Source organism: Dyella sp. CR10, from assembly GCF_055814425.1.
The window spans coordinates 509115-525835 of record NZ_CP185986.1 but is presented as its reverse complement, the minus strand read 5'-3'; the positions used below and the strand labels follow the sequence as shown (position 1 = coordinate 525835).

Here is a 16721-nt window from a genome sequence, read left to right as displayed (position 1 = left end):
ATCCTCCCCGTCCCAGGCAGGGCAGCCAGCCGCTCGAACTGGCACAATGTCCGCCATTCGCCGCCGGGCCATCCTTAGCCTTGCCACCACCCGGCGCAAAGGATGCGGCTTGGATCGGCTTACCGCCCGACAACTTTACGATGGCGTGCACGAACGCATGGTGCTGCGCTGGGTCGCGGGCATGCGCGGCGAATCCCGTGCACTGGAGCGCGGCGCGACCACCTCGCGCCGGCCCTCGTTGATCGGCTATCTCAACGTCATCTATCCGAACAAGATCCAGATCATCGGCACCGAGGAGCTCAACTTCCTCGACGGCCTCGATTCGCGCCAGCGCTGGGAAGCGATCAACAAGATCGCCGCCTACCAGCCGGTGGCGATCATTGTCACCAAGGACCAGGCCATCCCGGCCGACCTGCGCGAGGTCGCCGAGGAAACCAACACGCCCCTGTGGATCAGCTCCAAGCGCGGCCACGAGTTGCTGACCTGGATGCAGTACTACCTCGCGCGCATGCTCGCGCCCAAGGTCACGCTGCACGGCGTGTTCCTCGAAGTGTTCTCCATCGGCGTGCTGATCACTGGCGAATCCGGCTCCGGCAAGAGCGAGCTGGCGCTTGAACTGATCAGCCGCGGCCACCGCCTGGTCGCCGACGACGCTACCGAATTCACCCTGATCGCGCCCGATGTCATCGACGGCACCTGCCCCGAGCTGCTGCAGGACCTGCTCGAAGTGCGCGGACTGGGCGTGCTCAACGTACGCGAGATGTTTGGCCACACGGCGGTCAAACAGTCGAAGTACCTGCGCCTGGTGATCCACCTCAAGCCCATGCGCGACGGCGAGGACACCGACGGCCTTACCCGCCTCACCGGCGACGTGGGCCGCCGCGACATTTTCGAGGTGCAGGTGCCGATGATCACGATTCCCGTGGCCCCCGGACGCAACCTCGCGGTACTGGTGGAAGCGGCGGTGCGCAACCATATGTTGAAGAGCAAGGGCATCGACCCGGCCCAGACCTTCATCGACCGACAGGCCCACCAGATGCGGCGCCTGCCTCCGTGGTGACCCGATGAGCAACGCTTTCCTGACTTCAGACATCCACCAGCCCGACACGATCCACCTGATCGTGCTCACCGGCATGTCCGGCGGCGGCAAGACCGTGGCCTTGCGCGCCCTGGAGGACCTCGAGTTCTACTGCGTGGACAACCTGCCTACCGCCCTGCTGCCCGAACTGGTGGCGGCGGTGAGCCACGGCGCGGTGGCGGGCAAGCGCCAGAACATCGCGGTGGGCGTGGACGTGCGCAACCGCGGCGAAGATTTCCTGCGCATGCCCACCGTGCTCTCCGAGCTGGCCGCGGCAGGCGTGCAGGTGCACCTGATCTTCATCGACTGCCGCGATGAAGTGCTGATCAAGCGCTATTCGGAAACGCGGCGGCGCCATCCGCTTTCCGCTTTGGGGCTGTCTCTCTCCGATGCGATCGCCGAAGAACGCAAGCTGCTGCGTCCGCTGATCGCCATCGCCGAGAAAGTGATCGACTCCAGCGAACTCAACGTGCATCAGCTGCGGCGTCTGATCGCCACTGGCTACGCGCAGGCCACCGATGGCCTCACCCTGATGTTCACGTCCTTCGCCTACCGCCGCGGCCTGCCGCTCGACGCGGATTTCGTGTTCGATGCGCGCTGCCTGCCGAACCCGCACTGGGAGCCGCGCCTGCGTCCGCTGTCGGGCAAGGACGCGCCGGTGCGCGAGTATCTCGAATCACAGCCGCTGGTCGAGGAGTATTTTGACGACACGGTGCGCTGGCTGGATGCCTGGCTGCCCCGCTTCGCCTCCGACGACCGCAGCTACGTCACCGTCGCCATCGGCTGTACCGGCGGCCGCCATCGCTCCGTCTACCTGGTGGAGCGCCTGGCGGCTCACTATCGCGCCCGCCACGAGGGCGCGCTCACCTTCCATCGCGAGCTCGAGTGATGCCGATGCAAGCGTTCCCGTTCTCCTGCGGCGGCCGGCGGTCATGAGCGTCGGCGTTCTGCTGATGACCCACGAATCGGTCGGCCAGGCGCTGATTTCGGCCGCCCATCACGTGCTGCCGAAGCTCCCGCTCCAGGTCGACGCGGTCGAAGTGCCGCCGTCCGCCGATCCGGACGTGATGCGCTCTCTCACCGCCAAGCATGCACGCGAGCTGGACACCGGCGATGGCGTCCTGGTGCTCGCGGATCTGTACGGCGCCACGCCCTGCAACATCGGCCTGTCCCTGGGCAAGCTGGGCGTCCATCTGCGTTGCGTCTCCGGCCTGAATCTGCCGATGCTGCTGCGCGTGCTCAACTACGCGGAAAAGCCGCTCGACGAACTGGCCGAGATCGCCGCCAGCGGCGGGCGCGGAGGAATTTTCATCGACCATGCTTGAAAAAGAGATTGTCGTAACCAACAAGCTAGGCCTGCACGCACGCGCATCGGCCAAGCTGGTGCAGCTGGTGCAGGGTTTCAAATCCACCGTGTGGCTGGTCAGCAAGGGCCGCGAGGTCAATGCGCAGAGCATCATGGGCGTGATGATGCTGGCCGCCGGCATCGGCACGCCGCTCACCGTCCGCGCCGAAGGGCCGGACGAGCGGCAGGCGCTGGATGCGGTGGTGGAGCTGTTCGATCGGAAGTTCGACGAAGGAGCTTGATGTGGAAGTAGCCATGGCGCACGCGAACCGGAGCTTGAACAGCCGTATGCCGTATGGCGTATCGGATGCTCCGCGTCGCCACGCGCCAGCTGCGATGCCGTCCTGCGTGGAGGGCTGCGCATGAGGCATGTCCTGCCTGGCGCCAACGCGTCCCGCGGCATGGCCCTGGGCCGCGCCCGGCTAGTCCAGCCGAGCCGCTACCTGGTCGACACGCGCCCGCTCGCCGAGGAAGAAGTCGACGTCGAACTCGGCAAGCTCCATCGCGCCCTGGATACCGCCCGCCAGGAGCTGCGCGAACTCCGCGGCAAGCTGCACGGCGCACTGGCCCGCGAAGTCAATGAATTCATCGATGCGCACAGCCTGCTGCTGGACGACCAGGAACTGCTGCGCGGACTGGACGATCTGGTCCGCGTCGGTCATTACCGTCCCGGCGCCGCGCTGAAGAAACAGCGCGACCGCCTCGCGGCGGTGTTCGAGGCGATGGACGACCCCTATCTGCGCAGCCGCAAGGAAGACGTCGACCAGGTCATCAATCGCGTCATCTCTGCCCTGCAACGCCAGACCAGCCGCGAAGAGCGCAAGCTGGCCGCTCGCGTGGGCGAGATCCTGATCGCCGACACCATCGCTCCGGCCGATATGGCCCACCTGGCCGGTAACGGCCTGCTGGGCGTGGTGGCCAGCTCCGGCAGCCCCTATTCGCACAGTGCGATCCTGGCACGCAGCCTCGACCTGCCCATGATGGTGGGTGTGCGCGACGCGCTGGCCACCATCCACGATGACGACCTGATTCTGCTCGACGCCGAGCGCGGCGAGGCGGTGGTGCATCCCACCGCGCAGGACCTGGCCCGCTACCGTGCCTGGCAGCGCGAGGCGCAGCAGGAGGGACGGCGCCTGGCCTCACTGGCCAATGCCCCCACGCGCACGCGCGACGGCGTCGACATTCGCCTGCTGGCCAACGCCGAAACCTCCGCCGATATCGCCGTGGCCCGTGCACGCGGCGCCGATGGCGTGGGCCTGTATCGCACCGAGTTCCTGTTCCTGCGCCACAAGGGCCTGCCTTCGGAAGACGAACAGTTCATCGCCTACCGCGACCTCGTGCTGGGCATGGGCGGCCTGCCGGTGACCATTCGCACCCTCGACCTGGGCGCGGACAAGGCCGACGCCGCCGGCCTCGCGCTGCGCGGCGAAGAGAATCCCGCACTCGGCGTGCGTGGCGTGCGCCTGTCGCTGCGCTATCCGGCGGTGTTCACCACGCAGATCCGCGCGATTCTGCGCGCTGCCTGCTACGGACCGGTGCGCGTGCTGGTGCCGATGGTGACGCAGCCGGATGAGCTGATCGCCGTGCGTACGCTGTTCAAGCTGGCGCGCCAGGATCTCAAGCGCGAAAGCGTAGATCTGCCGGAAAAACTGCCGCTTGGCGCGATGATCGAAGTGCCCGCCGCCGCCATCAACGTGCGCGCGCTGCTGGAGCATGCCGACTTCCTCGCCATCGGCACCAACGACCTGGCGCAGTACGTGCTGGCCTCCGACCGCGGCAACGACGCACTGGACAATATCTACAATCCGCTGCAGCCGGCGCTGCTGCGCCTGATCGCCTTCGTGATCTCCAGCGGCCGCCGCGCGAACAAGCCGGTGAGCCTGTGCGGCGAAATCGGTGGCGACACCCGGTTCACCGCCCTGCTGCTGGCGCTGGGCCTGTGCGAGTTCAGCATGCACTCCAGCCAGCTGCTGCACGTGCGCGACCGCATCGCCTCGCTGGACCACCAGGCGTTGCGCCGCCTCGCTACGAGCATCCTGCGCTGCCGTACCCACGAAGAAGCGGAAGAATTGCTGACGCGAATCACTTGCTGAGCGGTTGCCTGGCATTGGCCAGGAAGGCATCCAGCAGCGCCCCGCGGTACTTCTCACGATGCATCAGCAGGAACAGCTTGCGGCGCAGATCCAGGAACGGCGTGACGAGCGCCTTCAGGCGGCCGGCCGCCAAGGCATCGGTAACCGCCACGGCGGGCAGGAGGGCGATCCCCAGGCCGGCGACCACCGCTTGCTTGATCGCCTCGATCTGATCCAGCTCCAGCGCCGTCTCGCCGGGCGGCAGCTGGGCCAGTACGCGTTCGCTGGAGGCGCGCGTGGCCGAACCGGGCTCGCGCATGACCCAGCGAACACCGGCGAAATCGTCGGGCCGCAGCCCGCGTCGCCGCGCCAAAGGGTGGTCGGGCCGCGCGCAGACCACCAGCGCGTCATCGCGCCAAGCCTCCATTTCCAGCAGCGGATGCGCCACGGGTCCTTCCACGCAGCCCACGTCCAGTTCGTGTGCCAGCAGCGCGGCGGCGATCGCATCCGTATTGGCCACGCGCAGGCGAATGGCCACCTGTGGCTGCGCCCGGACGAACTCGCCCAGCAGGTCGCCTACCAGGTAATTGCCCACCGTATTGCTGGCGCCGATTCTCAACTCGCCTGCCAGCGTCGCCGGGGCGCCACGCGCCAGCCGGCCGAACTCCGCATAACGCTCCAGCAGCTCTTGCGCGAGGGGCAGCAGTTCGCGCCCTCGCGCATTGAGGCGTAGCCGTCCGCGCTCGCGCGCGAACACGGTGACATCCAGCTGCCGCTCCATCTCGGCCAGCGCCATGCTCGCGGCCGGCTGGGTCAGGTGCAGCGCTTCCGCCGCCGCGCGCACGCTGCCCAGGCGAGCCACCTGGACGAACACATCGAGCTGGCGGGGGCTGATATTAATCATCAGATATATTTATATCACCGATCAGTTATTTAAAATTTTCCTGATCGACGAGCGCTCGGACAATACCTCGTCCCCGAGGAATCGCCCCATGAGCGCCACCACCGTTCCACCTCTCGCTACGCCCACGTTCGGTCAGCGCGCCCCCGGCCTGCTGCTCGCCATCGCCATCGCCTTGCTGGCGCTGGGGCTGGGCCGCCTGGCGCCCCTGATCGGCGGTCCGGTGTTCGGCATCGTGCTGGGCATTCTGGTGCGCAACCTGTTCTCGCCGTCCGGCCGCTTCACCCCCGGCATCCAGTTCGCCGGCAAGCAGGTGCTGCAATGGTCGATCATCGCCCTGGGCTTCGGCCTCAGTCTGGATCAGGTGGCGCGCACGGGCCTCGAATCGCTGTCGGTCACCCTGGTGACGATCACGGTGGCCTTCCTCGCTGCGTGGGGTCTTGGCCGCGCGCTCAAGGTGCATGACAAGCTGAAGATCCTGATCGGCGTGGGCACCGCGATCTGCGGCGGCTCAGCCATCGCCGCGGTGACGCCGATCCTCAAACCGGACGAACACGACACCGCCTTCGCCATCTCGACCATTTTCCTGTTCAACCTGGTCGCGGTACTGCTGTTTCCCTTGCTGGGGCACCTGTTGCACCTGTCGGATCTGGGTTTTGGCCTGTGGGCCGGCACGGCGATCAACGACACCTCGTCGGTGGTGGCCGCCGGCTATAGCTTCAGCAAGGCCGCGGGCGACTACGCCACCATCGTCAAACTCACCCGCGCCACCCTGATCATCCCGGTCTGCCTGGTGCTGGCGCTGCTGGTGGCGTGGCGAGAGAAAAAACAGGGCGCGACCGACTTCAGCCTGCGCAAGATCTTCCCCTGGTTCATCTTGTGGTTCCTGGTCGCCTCCGCGGTACGCACCGCAGGCCTGGTGCCGGTGGCAATCCAGCCGGCCATCCACATGGCCGCGGAATTCCTGATCATCGTGGCGCTGACAGCGATCGGCCTGTCCGCCAACCTGCGCAAGATGGCCGCCACCGGCGCGCGCCCGATCCTGCTGGGCCTGGGCGTATGGGCGGCGGTGTCGGTGAGCAGTCTGCTGGTACAGCTGGCGATCGGTCAGTTGTAAGAACGGGGCGAGGCCTCAGGCCTTGCCCTGTTCGACCAGTGTCAGCGCGACCTTGTCGCGCAGATAGACCGGCAGCGCCAGGTCCGGCGCGAGGGCATGACCGGCGCGGAACTCGCGCACGGCCAGTTCCGCCACGTGCCGTGCCTGCGGATAGGCATGGCCGCGCTCGGACAGCACCGGCGCGGCGATCCGCCCGCGCAGTACTCCGCCATATGTCGCCCAGCCCGTGCCGACCACGTGCCAGCCCGAGACCGCCGGCAGCACGAGCTGTTCCGGTGCACAAACCCGTTCCTCGTCCAGCGCGACCAGCCCGCCCTGGTCGTCGCGCGCATAGCAGGCCGCGTAGACCTCGCCCATGCGTGCATCGATCACGGCCAGCATCGCCCCCTCGCCTTCCGGCGCCTCGAGTGCCAGCGCCGCCAGCGACGACACCGTCACCACCGGCCGGTCCAGCGCCAGCGCCATGCCTTGCGCCAGCGAAATGCCCAGTCGCACGCCAGTGAACGCACCGGGCCCGCGGCCGACGGCGATCGCATCCAGCGCGTGGCGCCCCAGACCGGCCTCAGCCAACAGGCTGTCGGCCATGGGCAGAACCAGTTCGGCATGACGGCGGGGAGCGATGTCGCTGCGGGCCGCCACCTGGTCGCCGTGAACCAGGGCAACGGAGCAGGCTTCGGTGGAGGTTTCGATGGCAAGCAGATTCATAGGGGCACCATAGTAACGGCTGGCGTCATGCCAGGTCGCCCATCAGAGCGCCGGCGCAAGGCCGGCGGCGGGCGCCGAGCGGCCGGTTCGGGGCACGACGGCGGCGCCTTGGGGCGCCCGCGCCCCTTTCTCGTTGTCTGTGTCGATTTCCTTCCGCGCCGTTCGTCGCCTAGGCAAGAAACCACCGACCAGACAGGAGATACCCATGCGCTTCATGCTGATCGTCCGTGCCACCAAGGAGTCCGAAGCTGGCGTGCTGCCCAGCGAAGAACTGCTCACCGCGATGGGCAAGTACAACGAGGAGCTGGTCAAGGCCGGCATCCTGCTTGCCGCCGAGGGTCTGCATCCGAGCTCGCGCGGCGCCCGCGTGCGCTTTTCCGGCAACCAGCGCACCGTGATCGACGGCCCCTTCACCGAGACCAAGGAGCTGATCGCCGGGTTCTGGCTGATCCAGGTGAAGTCGCTAGAAGAAGCGATCGAATGGGTCAAGCGCTGTCCCAATCCGATGAACGAAACATCGGACATCGAAATCCGCCGCGTCTTCGAAGCCGAGGACTTCGGCGCCGAATTCACGCCGGCATTGCGCGAGCAGGAAGAACGCCTGCGTGCCGAAGTCGCCGCTCGCGCCGCGAACTGACTTCCGTCCACCCACCTGCCAGGGGCCTACGTCCATGATCGTCCAGCCTTACCTCCATTTCGAAGGTCGTTGCGATGAAGCGATCGAGTTCTACAAGCAGGCGGTCGACGCCAAGGTCGACATGCTGATGCGCTACAAGGACAGCCCGGTGGAGCCGATGGAAGGCTGCACACCGCAGGCCGGCTTCGAGGACAAGGTCATGCACTCGGCCTTCCGCATCGGCGAGACCATGGTGATGGCCACCGACGGCTTCAACACCGGCAAGACCAACTTCAGCGGCTTCTCCCTGTCGCTCACCTGCGCCAACGACGCCGAGGCGAAGAAGCGCTTCGACGCACTGGCCGACGGAGGCCAGGTGACCATGCCGCTAGGCAAGACCTTCTTCACCTCCAGCTTCGGCATGCTGACCGACAAGTTCGGCGTGAACTGGATGGTCCTGACGATGCAGCAGTAAGAGCCCAGGATGGGCCCCTTGCCCTCCAGAATATTGCAGAGAGCACGGGGGGATGTGAGGGTACGGCCGGAACGATGCCGTCCGTCCCTCCCATCCGAAGGAAGAAAGCTTTCGCTCGTCGTCTTGCTTCCTGAGACGCCAGGGTGCTCTGATCGGCGCCCATGACCGCCTCCGATATCCATCGCACCATCGATGCCGTCTGGCGCATCGAATCGGCCAAGCTGATCGCCGGCCTCGCCCGCATGGTGCGCGACGTCGGCCTGGCAGAAGAATTGGCCCAGGACGCTCTGGTCGCGGCGCTGGAGCAGTGGCCCACGGGCGGCGTGCCGGACAACCCCGGCGCCTGGCTGATGACCACCGCCAAGCACCGCGCGATCGACCGCCTGCGCCGCCACAAGCTGCAGGAGCGCAAATACGAGGAAATCGGCCGCGACCTGGAGCTGGATCAGGAGCCGGCCTATTCCGAGGTGGAACTGGCCGCCGACGACCATATCGGCGACGACATGCTGCGCCTGGTCTTCACCGCCTGTCACCCGGTGCTGTCGATGGAGGCGCGCGTCGCACTCACGCTGCGCCTGCTCGGTGGCCTCACCACCGATGAAATCGCGCGCGCGTTCCTGGTACCCGAACCCACCGTCGCCCAGCGCATCGTTCGCGCCAAGCGCACGCTGGCCGAAGCGAAGGTGCCCTTCGAAGTGCCGCGCGGCGACGAGCTGACCGAACGCCTCACCGCGGTGCTCGGCGTCATCTACCTGATCTTCAACGAGGGTTACTCGGCCACTGCCGGCGACGACTGGATGCGCCCGGCGCTGTGCGACGAGGCATTGCGCCTGGGCCGCGTACTGGCGGAATTGATGCCACGCGAACCGGAGGCCCACGGACTGGCCGCGCTGATGGAGATCCAGGCCTCGCGCGCCAAGGCCCGCACCGGCCCCACCGGCGAGCCGATCCTGCTGCTCGACCAGAACCGCGCGCAATGGGATCGCCTGCTGATCCGCCGCGGCCTCGCCTCGCTCGAACGTGCCGAACGGCTATCCGAACAGCGCGGTATCTACACCAGCCAGGCCGCGATCGCGGCCTGCCACGCACGCGCGCGCACGCCCGAAGCCACCGACTGGCGGCGCATCGCCACCCTGTATGCCGAGCTCGCGCAGATCGCGCCTTCGCCGGTCGTCGAGCTCAACCGCGCGGTGGCCGTGTCGATGGCGGCGGGGCCGGCGGCCGCACTGGTCATCGTGGAGGGGCTGGTCAACGAGCCGTCGCTGAAGAGCTATCACCTGCTGCCGAGCGTGCGTGGCGACCTGCTGCGCAAGCTCGGCCGCACGGAAGAAGCAAAGCGCGAGTTCGAGCGCGCCGCCTCGCTGACGCGCAACGCGCGCGAAAAAGAGCTGCTGCTGGAGCGCGCCCGCGCGTGCGGAGAGGCGTCCTGAGCAGGTTGCGCTAACCCGTCACCGCTTCCGCGGCTTCACCGAAGAAGGCCTGCACGTCCGTGAATGCCTTCGTTCGCGGCATCGGCGGCAGGCTGGCCATGAACAGTCGACCGTAGCCTTTGGTGGTCAGACGCGGATCGCACAGCACCAGCACACCGCGGTCATGCACGTCACGGATCAGCCGCCCCACCCCCTGTTTCAGCGCGATCACCGCACTGGGTACCTGCCAGCCCATGAAGGGATTGATGCCGGCCTGCTCCAGCGCATCCAGGCGCGCCTGCAGCACCGGATCGTCCGGCGCGGCGAACGGCAGCTTGTCGATCACCACCACGCTCAGCGCTTCACCCGCCACATCCACGCCCTCCCAGAAACTGGCCGCACCGAGCAGCACACCGTGCCCGCTGGCGCGGAAATCCTCCAGCAGGCGATGGCGCGGCGCCGTGCCCTGCACGAACAGCGGCCAGGGCGTGCGCCCTTCCAGCAGTTCGGCCGCACGTCGCAACGCGCGATGCGACGTGAACAGCAGGAAGGCGCGGCCATTCGAGGCATGCAGCACCGGCAACACCGCTTCGACCACCTGCTCCGTGTAATCGCGCGCCGCCGGATCGGGCAGGCCCGCAGGGAGGTAGCAGAGCGCCTGGCGCTCGTAGTCGAAGGGGCTTTCCAGGCTCAGCGTCTGCGGATCGTCCAGGCCCAATTGCCGCTCGAAGTGATCGAACCGCCCCGCCACCGACAACGTCGCCGAGGTATGGATCCATGCCGCTTGTGTTTGCTCGCGCAAGGCACGCATGGGCGCCGCCAGATCCAGCGGTGTCGCGTGCAACGCGAAGCCGCGCGGGAACGTTTCGTACCAGCGCACATCCTGCTCGTCCGCCTGTTCGGCGATGCGGTCCAGCCGCTCGCTGTACAGCGCCGCGCGCTCGTGCGCGTTGGCGAAACCGCGTGAGCGCTCCGCCTGCGACGCCAGCACATCGGCGAGCGCGGCGAGCAGTTCGCGCACATCGTGCATCGCCACGCGCACCGCCGCGGCGTTTTCCAGCAGATGGAACGGTCCGCGATCCGGCAGGGGATCCATCGCCAGGCGCAGCTTGCGCACGGCATCCTGCAGCGCCTCCACCGGCTCCAGCACCACGCTGATCGCACCGGTGATGCCATTGCATTCGCCCAGCGCATCCTGCGCCAGCTCGGTGAGCTGGCGCGCGCTGATGCTTTGCGAGAAGAACTGGCCGGCCAGCTCCGGCACCTGATGCGCCTCGTCCAGGATGAAAGCCTGCGCGCCGGGCAGAATCTCGCCGAACCCTTCCTGCTTCAGCGCCAAGTCGGCGAACAGCAGATGATGGTTGACCACGACCAGATCGGCTTCCTGCGCCTCGCGCCGCGCTTTCACCACATGGCAGTCGTCGAAGAAGGGGCATTCGGCACCGAGGCAATTTTCCGGCGTGGAGGTGACGCGCGGCCACATCGGCGACTCCTCCGGCACCTCCGCCAGCTCCATGCGGTCGCCATGGCGCGTGCGTGCCGACCAGGTACGGATCGCCGCCAGCTGCGACGCCTGCACGCGATCGAACGTGGCGCCTTCGCGCACCGTCTGGTCGAGCCGATAAAGGCACAGGTAGTTGGCCCGCCCTTTCAGCAACGCCATCTTCAGGCGCGCGCCCAGCACCGAACGCACTTTGGGCAGGTCGCGGAAATAAAGCTGATCCTGCAGCGCCTTGGTGCCGGTGGACACGATCACCCGTTCGCCCGACAGCAGGGCCGGCACAAGATACGCATATGTCTTGCCGGTGCCGGTGCCCGCCTCGGCGATCAGTGTCTCGCGCTCGGCGATGGCGTGCTGCACGGCGCGCGCCATCGCCTGCTGGGCGGCGCGCGGCGCGAAATTGGGCAGTTCACGGGCGAAGGGGCCCTCCGCGCCGAGCAGCGCGGAAACATCGGAATCGGTCATGAGCAAAGTATGGCCGAGCCGGGCCTGCCCCGGCGAGTGGAGACGCCGTGAAACGACCGCAGCCGTAGGGCGTAAGGGATTCCCTACGACGCAAAGACGGCCTGTACTGAGCGAATGGTGGATCGCGCGCATGTGTGTAACGGCGCCATGATCGCCGCCGCTGTGCGCTTCCCATAGCGCCGCGAGACCGCCCATGCCATCGAGCGCATGTCGCTCGCTTTCGTCCCGGGTCGTACCGCAGGTTCCGGCGGTGCGGACGGCCCGACTCAAGCTCATTGCCGGACCTTCGGAGGGAAACGCCATGAACACTTTGACCCGTTCCTCAAAGTTCGCCCATGCAGTGCTGGAAACGCAGCACCAGAGTGCCGAACGCGTCCATGCCATCGTCGATCAGATCCTGAAGCTGGGCGGTTGCCCGAACTGCGGTCGCGCCGCCATCTTCCAGATCGACTTCGTCACCGACCCGCCGCCGGATCTGGCCAAGCAGGGCGTGGCTTCGATCCACCTGCAAGGCTTCTGATCGCCGCCATGCCAGCGGCCGCGGATGCATGCATCACCACGCCCCGGCACGCCGGGGCGTTTCCGCGCCCGCTCGGTATCGGCTTCAACTATTTCGCGAGCCTCCCGGAATCGGTGTACGACACAGGCTTGCTGGACTTCGTCGAAGTCTCGCCGGAGATGCTATGTGGCCAGCGGCGCGACGCGCAGGGGACGCACCTGGCGTTGATCCCCGCTCGCCTGGAACGCGCCCGCCGCACCTGCGCGAACCTGCCCATGACGGTGCATGGCGTCGAACTGTCGATCGGCTCGGCACACGGTTGGAATGCCGCTTATGTGCCGATGCTCGATGCACTGCAGACCGAGTGGCCGTTCTTGTGGCACAGCGAACACCTTTCCTTCCAGACGTTCGCCGACGCCAGCGGCGCAGAGGTCGCCATCGGCACGCCATTGCCACTCCCCATGACGCGCGAAGCAGCGGATCTGGTCGCCACGCGCGCCAGCGAACTGCTGGAGCGCTACCGCGTGCCGTTCCTGCTGGAGAATCCCGCGCACTACCTCGATTGCCTGCCGTGCGACGACGGCATCGACGACGAGTTCGCGCTGATGAACCGGATCACGTCATCGAGCGGCTGCGGCCAGCTGCTCGACCTGCATAACCTGTACTGCAATGCGCTCAATCGGCGCTTCGATGCATTCGCCGCTGTCGAACGCTTCGACCTGTCGCGCGTTGTGGAGATCCACATTGCCGGCGGATCGTGGCATGCCGGCTACTGGATGGACGCGCACGATGGCGTTCCGCCAGAACCGGTATGGGACTTGCTCGAACATACCTTGCCGCGTTGCCCCAACCTGGCCGGTGTGGTTTTCGAGCTCTTGGAGATGCACGCGCTGCGCATGGATGTCGCCACGATCGTCGATACGCTGGAGCGGCTTCGCCGCGCCTGGAATCGTCGTGATGTCGCACAGTTGCGGCGCGACCATGCGGCTGCGTGACTTCCAGAACCGGCTGGGCCATGCGCTGCGCGATCCGGCGGACGCTGCAGGCGAACCGGCGCCAGAGCGGGACATTCCCATCGCTGCCTTGCTGGACAGCCCGGGCTTCGCCTTCACTCGCACGATCCGGCGCTCATGGTGCGAAGGCCGCGCTGCGGCGATGGCGCGGGCAACGCTGGGGACCTTGCCGGCGTCCCGGGTGCAGGAACTGCTGCGGGAGTGGATCGATCGTGGCGGCGGGCGCGACAGTTTCGCGCCGGATGAAGCCCTGCGCTTTCTCGACTACCTGGCCGAGCACTTGGCGGACGACCCGCAGGTCGCGGAGCTTTGCCGCATCGAACGGGCAATTCGCCTGGCAACGAACGGTATGCCTACGTTCCGGCCGCCGACCAGGCTGGCGCCCGGCACGCTCGTGGGACGCGGTGCCTGGGCGACCCTGCTGACGCTCGCCGATTCGGAGCCAGTGATGTTCTTCGCGCCGGGCCTGCCTCGGCTATGTCGTGATGCCGACACCGCCGAACAGGAACTGTGGGCAGCACTGATCGCTCCCATGACCCTGACGGTCGCATCGCGTTACGCGCCAGGCATCACCGTTGCCGACATGCTTGATGCTGGCATCATCGAGGCGATCGGCCCCGACTGTTGATGCGGCACCGGTCCCTGGCGCCTCAAGCCCCCTTCAGTAACGCGGCACGCCTTCCACGTGGCACTGCTTCACCCACTTGCCCGCGGTGGCGGCAGCCGTCTCGTCGCCGGCGCGCTGGCGCAGCTCCGCGATGGTCTGCCAGTTGCGCGCGCACAGCGGGCCCAGGCGCGGACCGATCTCCCACGACTTGCGCGCCAATTGCTCCGCGGTGTTGTAGTCCTTCAGGCGGATCGCCAGTTCGGCGCGGTCCTGCATCAGATCGGGCGAATTCGGGCTGAGCTTCATCGCCTGGTCGAGCTTGGCCGCGGCGGCGTCGATCTGGCCGGTGCGCACTTCCGCCTGCGCGGCATCCTGCAGCGAGGCCACGCCCGGATCGCGCAGCGGATTGACGTCGATCACCGACTTTTCCTTGTCGCCCGCGGCCTGGATCGCGGCCAGGATGTCGCTGTCCGAACGCGTCGGGCGCGTCGCTTGCGACGGCGCGCTGGGCTGGTTGCAGGCGGCGAGCACGAGCGTGCCCAGCACGGTGCAGGCAAGGAGCGGACGGCGGAAACGACGGTACGACATGATCAATCTCGGATAGGTGCGGTGGATGCCGGCGCCGGCGCATTGCTGTCGCTGCCGCCGAACCAGTTCTGTACGCGCTGCCAGAAGCAGCCTTCGGAATCCTGCGCAAGGGTACCTGCAACGACGGGGATCTGGCGCGCGCCTTCGCAGGACGGATCGGTGCGCTTGCCGTCGGCCGGATTGATCCAGGCCATCTCCAGGCCTTCGCCCGGCGCGGCCGGCAGCGGCCTCGACGGCAGCTTGCGGAACAATTCCTGCCATGCGCGCAGGCTGCCGGTAGCGCCATACAGGCCGCTGGGCTTGTTGTCGTCGCGCCCCATCCAGAACACCGCCAGGTGGTCGGCGGTGAAACCCGCGAACCAGCTGTCGCGCATCTCGTTGCTGGTACCGGTCTTGCCAGCGGCGTTGAGGTTGGGCAGGGTCTTGCCGATGGCCGCCGCGGTGCCCGAGCGCACGACCTGCTGCATGGCCCAGGTCACCTGGCGCACGGCCAGCTGATATTCGCCGTTGCCGGTCTTCACTTCATAACGCTTGATGGTCTTGCCGTTGGCATCGACCACCCCACGCACCGCTACCAGCGGCAGTGCATGGCCGTCCGCGGCAATGTACTGGTACAGCTGGGCCACCTGCAGCGGCGGGATGCCCTGCGCGCCGAGCAGCAGCGAAGGACTGGGGTTGACGTCGGTCAGGCCGAACGACTCCAGGAATGCCTTGATGCGCGGCAGTCCCACTTCCAGGCCGAGATGGATCGTCGCCAGGTTCCACGAATGCACCAGCGCATCGACCATCGGCACCGAGCCATGCACGTCGCCTTCGTCGTTCTTCGGCGTCCACTGCGTGCCGTCGGGCTGGCGCATGCTGATCGGCGTGTCTTCCACCGGCGAGCCGAGGTTCCAGCGCTCCGGCTGCGCCAGCGCCACCAGATAGACCAGTGGCTTGATCAGCGAGCCGATCGAACGACGGGCATCGATGGCACGATTGAAACCCTGGTCGCCCGGATCCTTGCTGCCGACGATCGCAAGCACACTGCCAGTTTGCGCGTCGGTGACCACCGCCGCCGCCTGCGCTGCCTCACCGCGCTTGCCCAGGCCGCTCATCGCCGTGGTGATGCCTTGCTCGGCGTACAGCTGCGCGGCGGGATCGAGCGTGGTGAAGATGCTCAGGTTGCCGGCGCTGAGCGTGGCGTCGTCGAAATCGTTGGTGATCTGTGCGCGCACCAGCTGCATGAACGCCGGGAAGCGGTTGTGCGGCAGCGAGCCGTTGCTGACGATGCCCAGCGGGGTAGCTTCGGCGGCCTTCGCTTCCGCGGCCGTTATCAGGCCTGTGGTGGCGAACTGTTCGAGCACCAGGTTGCGGCGCGACAGCGCGCGGTCCGGGTAGCGCCGTGGATCGTAATAGCTGGGACCCTTCACCATGCCGATCAGCAGCGCCATCTCCTGCGGACGCAGGTCTTCCATGCGACGGCCGAAGTAGAACTCGGAGGCAGCGGCAAAGCCGTGCACGGCCTGGCTGCCCTGCTGACCCAGGAACACCTGGTTGACGTAAGCCTCCAGGATGCGGCCCTTGTCGTAATGCGCTTCGATCAGGATCGACATCAGCGCTTCGTTGAACTTGCGCGTGAAGTTCTGATCGCGATCCAGGAACAAGTTGCGCACCAGCTGCTGGGTCAGCGTGGAACCGCCCTGCACGGTATGCCCGGCACGCAGATTGGCGAAGCTGGCGCGCAGGATGGCCGAGAAATCGATGCCGATATGATGCTTGAAGTCGCGATCCTCGACCGCCTGCAGGCCTGCCACCAGCAGCGGCGGCACGTCGGCCAGGCGCACGATGCGGCGTTCTTCCTGCTGCGAGCCATATACGGTGGCGATGCGCGCCGGATCCAGATGCGCCGTTTCCACCGTCTTGCCGCTGGCCGCGTCCTTCACCGAGGCCACGCTGCCCTTGCCCAGCGCCAGGCGGATGCGTCGCGGCAGCTCGCCGCCATCCGGGCCGGCGTAACCGCGCGAGGAAATGATGTAGGTCGAACCGTCCTTGGCCCAGGTACCGGCCACCTGGCCGTGGCCGTCGTTGCCATAGCCGGCGAACGTCAGCTCCAGCTCCAGCGCGGCCGGCGTCATCGGCGCGCCGGCCTCGAGCGGCAGCGGGCGGGCATAGACGCGAGTGGGCACGGCGAACACCAGGTCGTTGAAGCGGTCTTGCACCCGCTTGTTCAACACCAGGGTGTACGGCAGCACGAATCCGAAGAACAGACCCAGGCCGATCCAGAAGGGAATGCGCACCCAGGGCCAGATGGCGCTTGCGAACGAGCGAAGTCGGGACAGAAAGGCCAA

17 protein-coding genes are annotated in these 16721 nt (G+C 67.1%); 12 read left to right on the top strand and 5 right to left on the bottom strand.

The window, feature by feature from the left end:
* Nucleotides 1-109 precede the first annotated feature (109 nt).
* The 5 genes from hprK to ptsP all read left to right on the top strand — a co-directional run bounded on the left by hprK (nt 110) and on the right by ptsP (nt 4516).
* Nucleotides 110-1060, top strand: a complete 951-nt coding sequence (hprK, locus tag ACNR9O_RS02250; RefSeq protein WP_473683313.1) for an HPr(Ser) kinase/phosphatase — start codon at nt 110-112, stop codon at nt 1058-1060.
* Between the two features lie 4 nt (nt 1061-1064).
* Complete coding sequence (gene rapZ / locus ACNR9O_RS02245; protein ID WP_473683315.1) at nt 1065-1967, top strand: RNase adapter RapZ; 903 nt, start codon at nt 1065-1067, stop codon at nt 1965-1967.
* Between the two features lie 43 nt (nt 1968-2010).
* Nucleotides 2011-2403, top strand: coding sequence for a PTS sugar transporter subunit IIA (locus ACNR9O_RS02240; RefSeq protein WP_473683317.1), 393 nt, complete (start codon nt 2011-2013; stop codon nt 2401-2403).
* Nucleotides 2396-2665, top strand: a complete 270-nt coding sequence (locus ACNR9O_RS02235) for an HPr family phosphocarrier protein (protein ID WP_473683319.1) — start codon at nt 2396-2398, stop codon at nt 2663-2665. Before ACNR9O_RS02240 ends, ACNR9O_RS02235 begins: the two co-directional genes overlap by 8 nt.
* Before the next feature lie 120 nt (nt 2666-2785).
* Complete coding sequence (gene ptsP, locus ACNR9O_RS02230) at nt 2786-4516, top strand: phosphoenolpyruvate--protein phosphotransferase (RefSeq protein WP_473683321.1); 1731 nt, start codon at nt 2786-2788, stop codon at nt 4514-4516.
* On the opposite strand, the gene ACNR9O_RS02225 is transcribed toward ptsP, so the two are convergent.
* Nucleotides 4506-5399: a LysR family transcriptional regulator gene (locus ACNR9O_RS02225; RefSeq protein ID WP_473683323.1), complete on the bottom strand. Its 894-nt coding sequence runs from the start codon at nt 5397-5399 to the stop codon at nt 4506-4508. The genes ptsP and ACNR9O_RS02225 overlap by 11 nt on opposite strands.
* An 88-nt stretch (nt 5400-5487) precedes the next feature.
* On the opposite strand from ACNR9O_RS02225, the gene ACNR9O_RS02220 reads away from it, so the two are divergent.
* A complete protein-coding gene (locus tag ACNR9O_RS02220) occupies nt 5488-6513 on the top strand; it encodes a YeiH family protein (protein WP_473683325.1) in 1026 nt (341 codons plus the stop codon).
* A gap of 15 nt (nt 6514-6528) precedes the next feature.
* Here ACNR9O_RS02220 and tsaB read toward each other — a convergent pair whose 3' ends face one another.
* Nucleotides 6529-7218 (bottom strand): tRNA (adenosine(37)-N6)-threonylcarbamoyltransferase complex dimerization subunit type 1 TsaB, encoded by a 690-nt coding sequence (gene tsaB / locus ACNR9O_RS02215; RefSeq protein WP_473683327.1) that lies wholly within the window; start codon nt 7216-7218, stop codon nt 6529-6531.
* A 205-nt stretch (nt 7219-7423) separates the two neighbouring features.
* On the opposite strand from tsaB, the gene ACNR9O_RS02210 reads away from it, so the two are divergent.
* The 3 genes from ACNR9O_RS02210 (at nt 7424) to ACNR9O_RS02200 (ending at nt 9739) form a co-directional block, all read left to right on the top strand.
* Nucleotides 7424-7855 carry a YciI family protein gene (locus ACNR9O_RS02210; RefSeq protein ID WP_473683329.1) on the top strand — a complete coding sequence of 144 codons (432 nt, stop codon included), beginning with the start codon at nt 7424-7426 and terminating at the stop codon, nt 7853-7855.
* Nucleotides 7856-7889: 34 nt separating this feature from the next.
* Complete coding sequence (locus ACNR9O_RS02205) at nt 7890-8309, top strand: VOC family protein (protein ID WP_473683331.1); 420 nt, start codon at nt 7890-7892, stop codon at nt 8307-8309.
* A 161-nt stretch (nt 8310-8470) separates the two neighbouring features.
* Complete coding sequence (locus tag ACNR9O_RS02200) at nt 8471-9739, top strand: RNA polymerase sigma factor (protein WP_473683333.1); 1269 nt, start codon at nt 8471-8473, stop codon at nt 9737-9739.
* Nucleotides 9740-9749: 10 nt separating this feature from the next.
* Here ACNR9O_RS02200 and ACNR9O_RS02195 read toward each other — a convergent pair whose 3' ends face one another.
* Nucleotides 9750-11684 carry an ATP-dependent DNA helicase gene (locus ACNR9O_RS02195; protein WP_473683335.1) on the bottom strand — a complete coding sequence of 645 codons (1935 nt, stop codon included), beginning with the start codon at nt 11682-11684 and terminating at the stop codon, nt 9750-9752.
* A 301-nt stretch (nt 11685-11985) separates the two neighbouring features.
* Here ACNR9O_RS02195 and ACNR9O_RS02190 point away from each other — a divergent pair, with 301 nt between their 5' ends.
* From ACNR9O_RS02190 to ACNR9O_RS02180, 3 genes are read left to right on the top strand one after another with little or no spacing between them, the layout of a single operon-like run.
* The gene (locus ACNR9O_RS02190; RefSeq protein ID WP_473683337.1) at nt 11986-12204 is read left to right on the top strand and encodes a hypothetical protein; all 219 of its coding nucleotides are present in this window, start codon (nt 11986-11988) and stop codon (nt 12202-12204) included.
* Nucleotides 12205-12212: 8 nt separating this feature from the next.
* On the top strand, nt 12213-13178 hold the full coding sequence (locus ACNR9O_RS02185) for an MbnB/TglH/ChrH family RiPP precursor modification enzyme (protein WP_473683339.1): 966 nt from the start codon (nt 12213-12215) through the stop codon (nt 13176-13178).
* Complete coding sequence (locus ACNR9O_RS02180; RefSeq protein WP_473683341.1) at nt 13165-13824, top strand: hypothetical protein; 660 nt, start codon at nt 13165-13167, stop codon at nt 13822-13824. Before ACNR9O_RS02185 ends, ACNR9O_RS02180 begins: the two co-directional genes overlap by 14 nt.
* 33 nt (nt 13825-13857) lie before the next feature.
* On the opposite strand, the gene ACNR9O_RS02175 is transcribed toward ACNR9O_RS02180, so the two are convergent.
* Both ACNR9O_RS02175 and mrcB read right to left on the bottom strand, forming a co-directional pair.
* Nucleotides 13858-14391 carry a tetratricopeptide repeat protein gene (locus tag ACNR9O_RS02175; RefSeq protein ID WP_473683343.1) on the bottom strand — a complete coding sequence of 178 codons (534 nt, stop codon included), beginning with the start codon at nt 14389-14391 and terminating at the stop codon, nt 13858-13860.
* A gap of 2 nt (nt 14392-14393) precedes the next feature.
* Nucleotides 14394-16721: a penicillin-binding protein 1B gene (mrcB, locus tag ACNR9O_RS02170; RefSeq protein ID WP_473683345.1), complete on the bottom strand. Its 2328-nt coding sequence runs from the start codon at nt 16719-16721 to the stop codon at nt 14394-14396.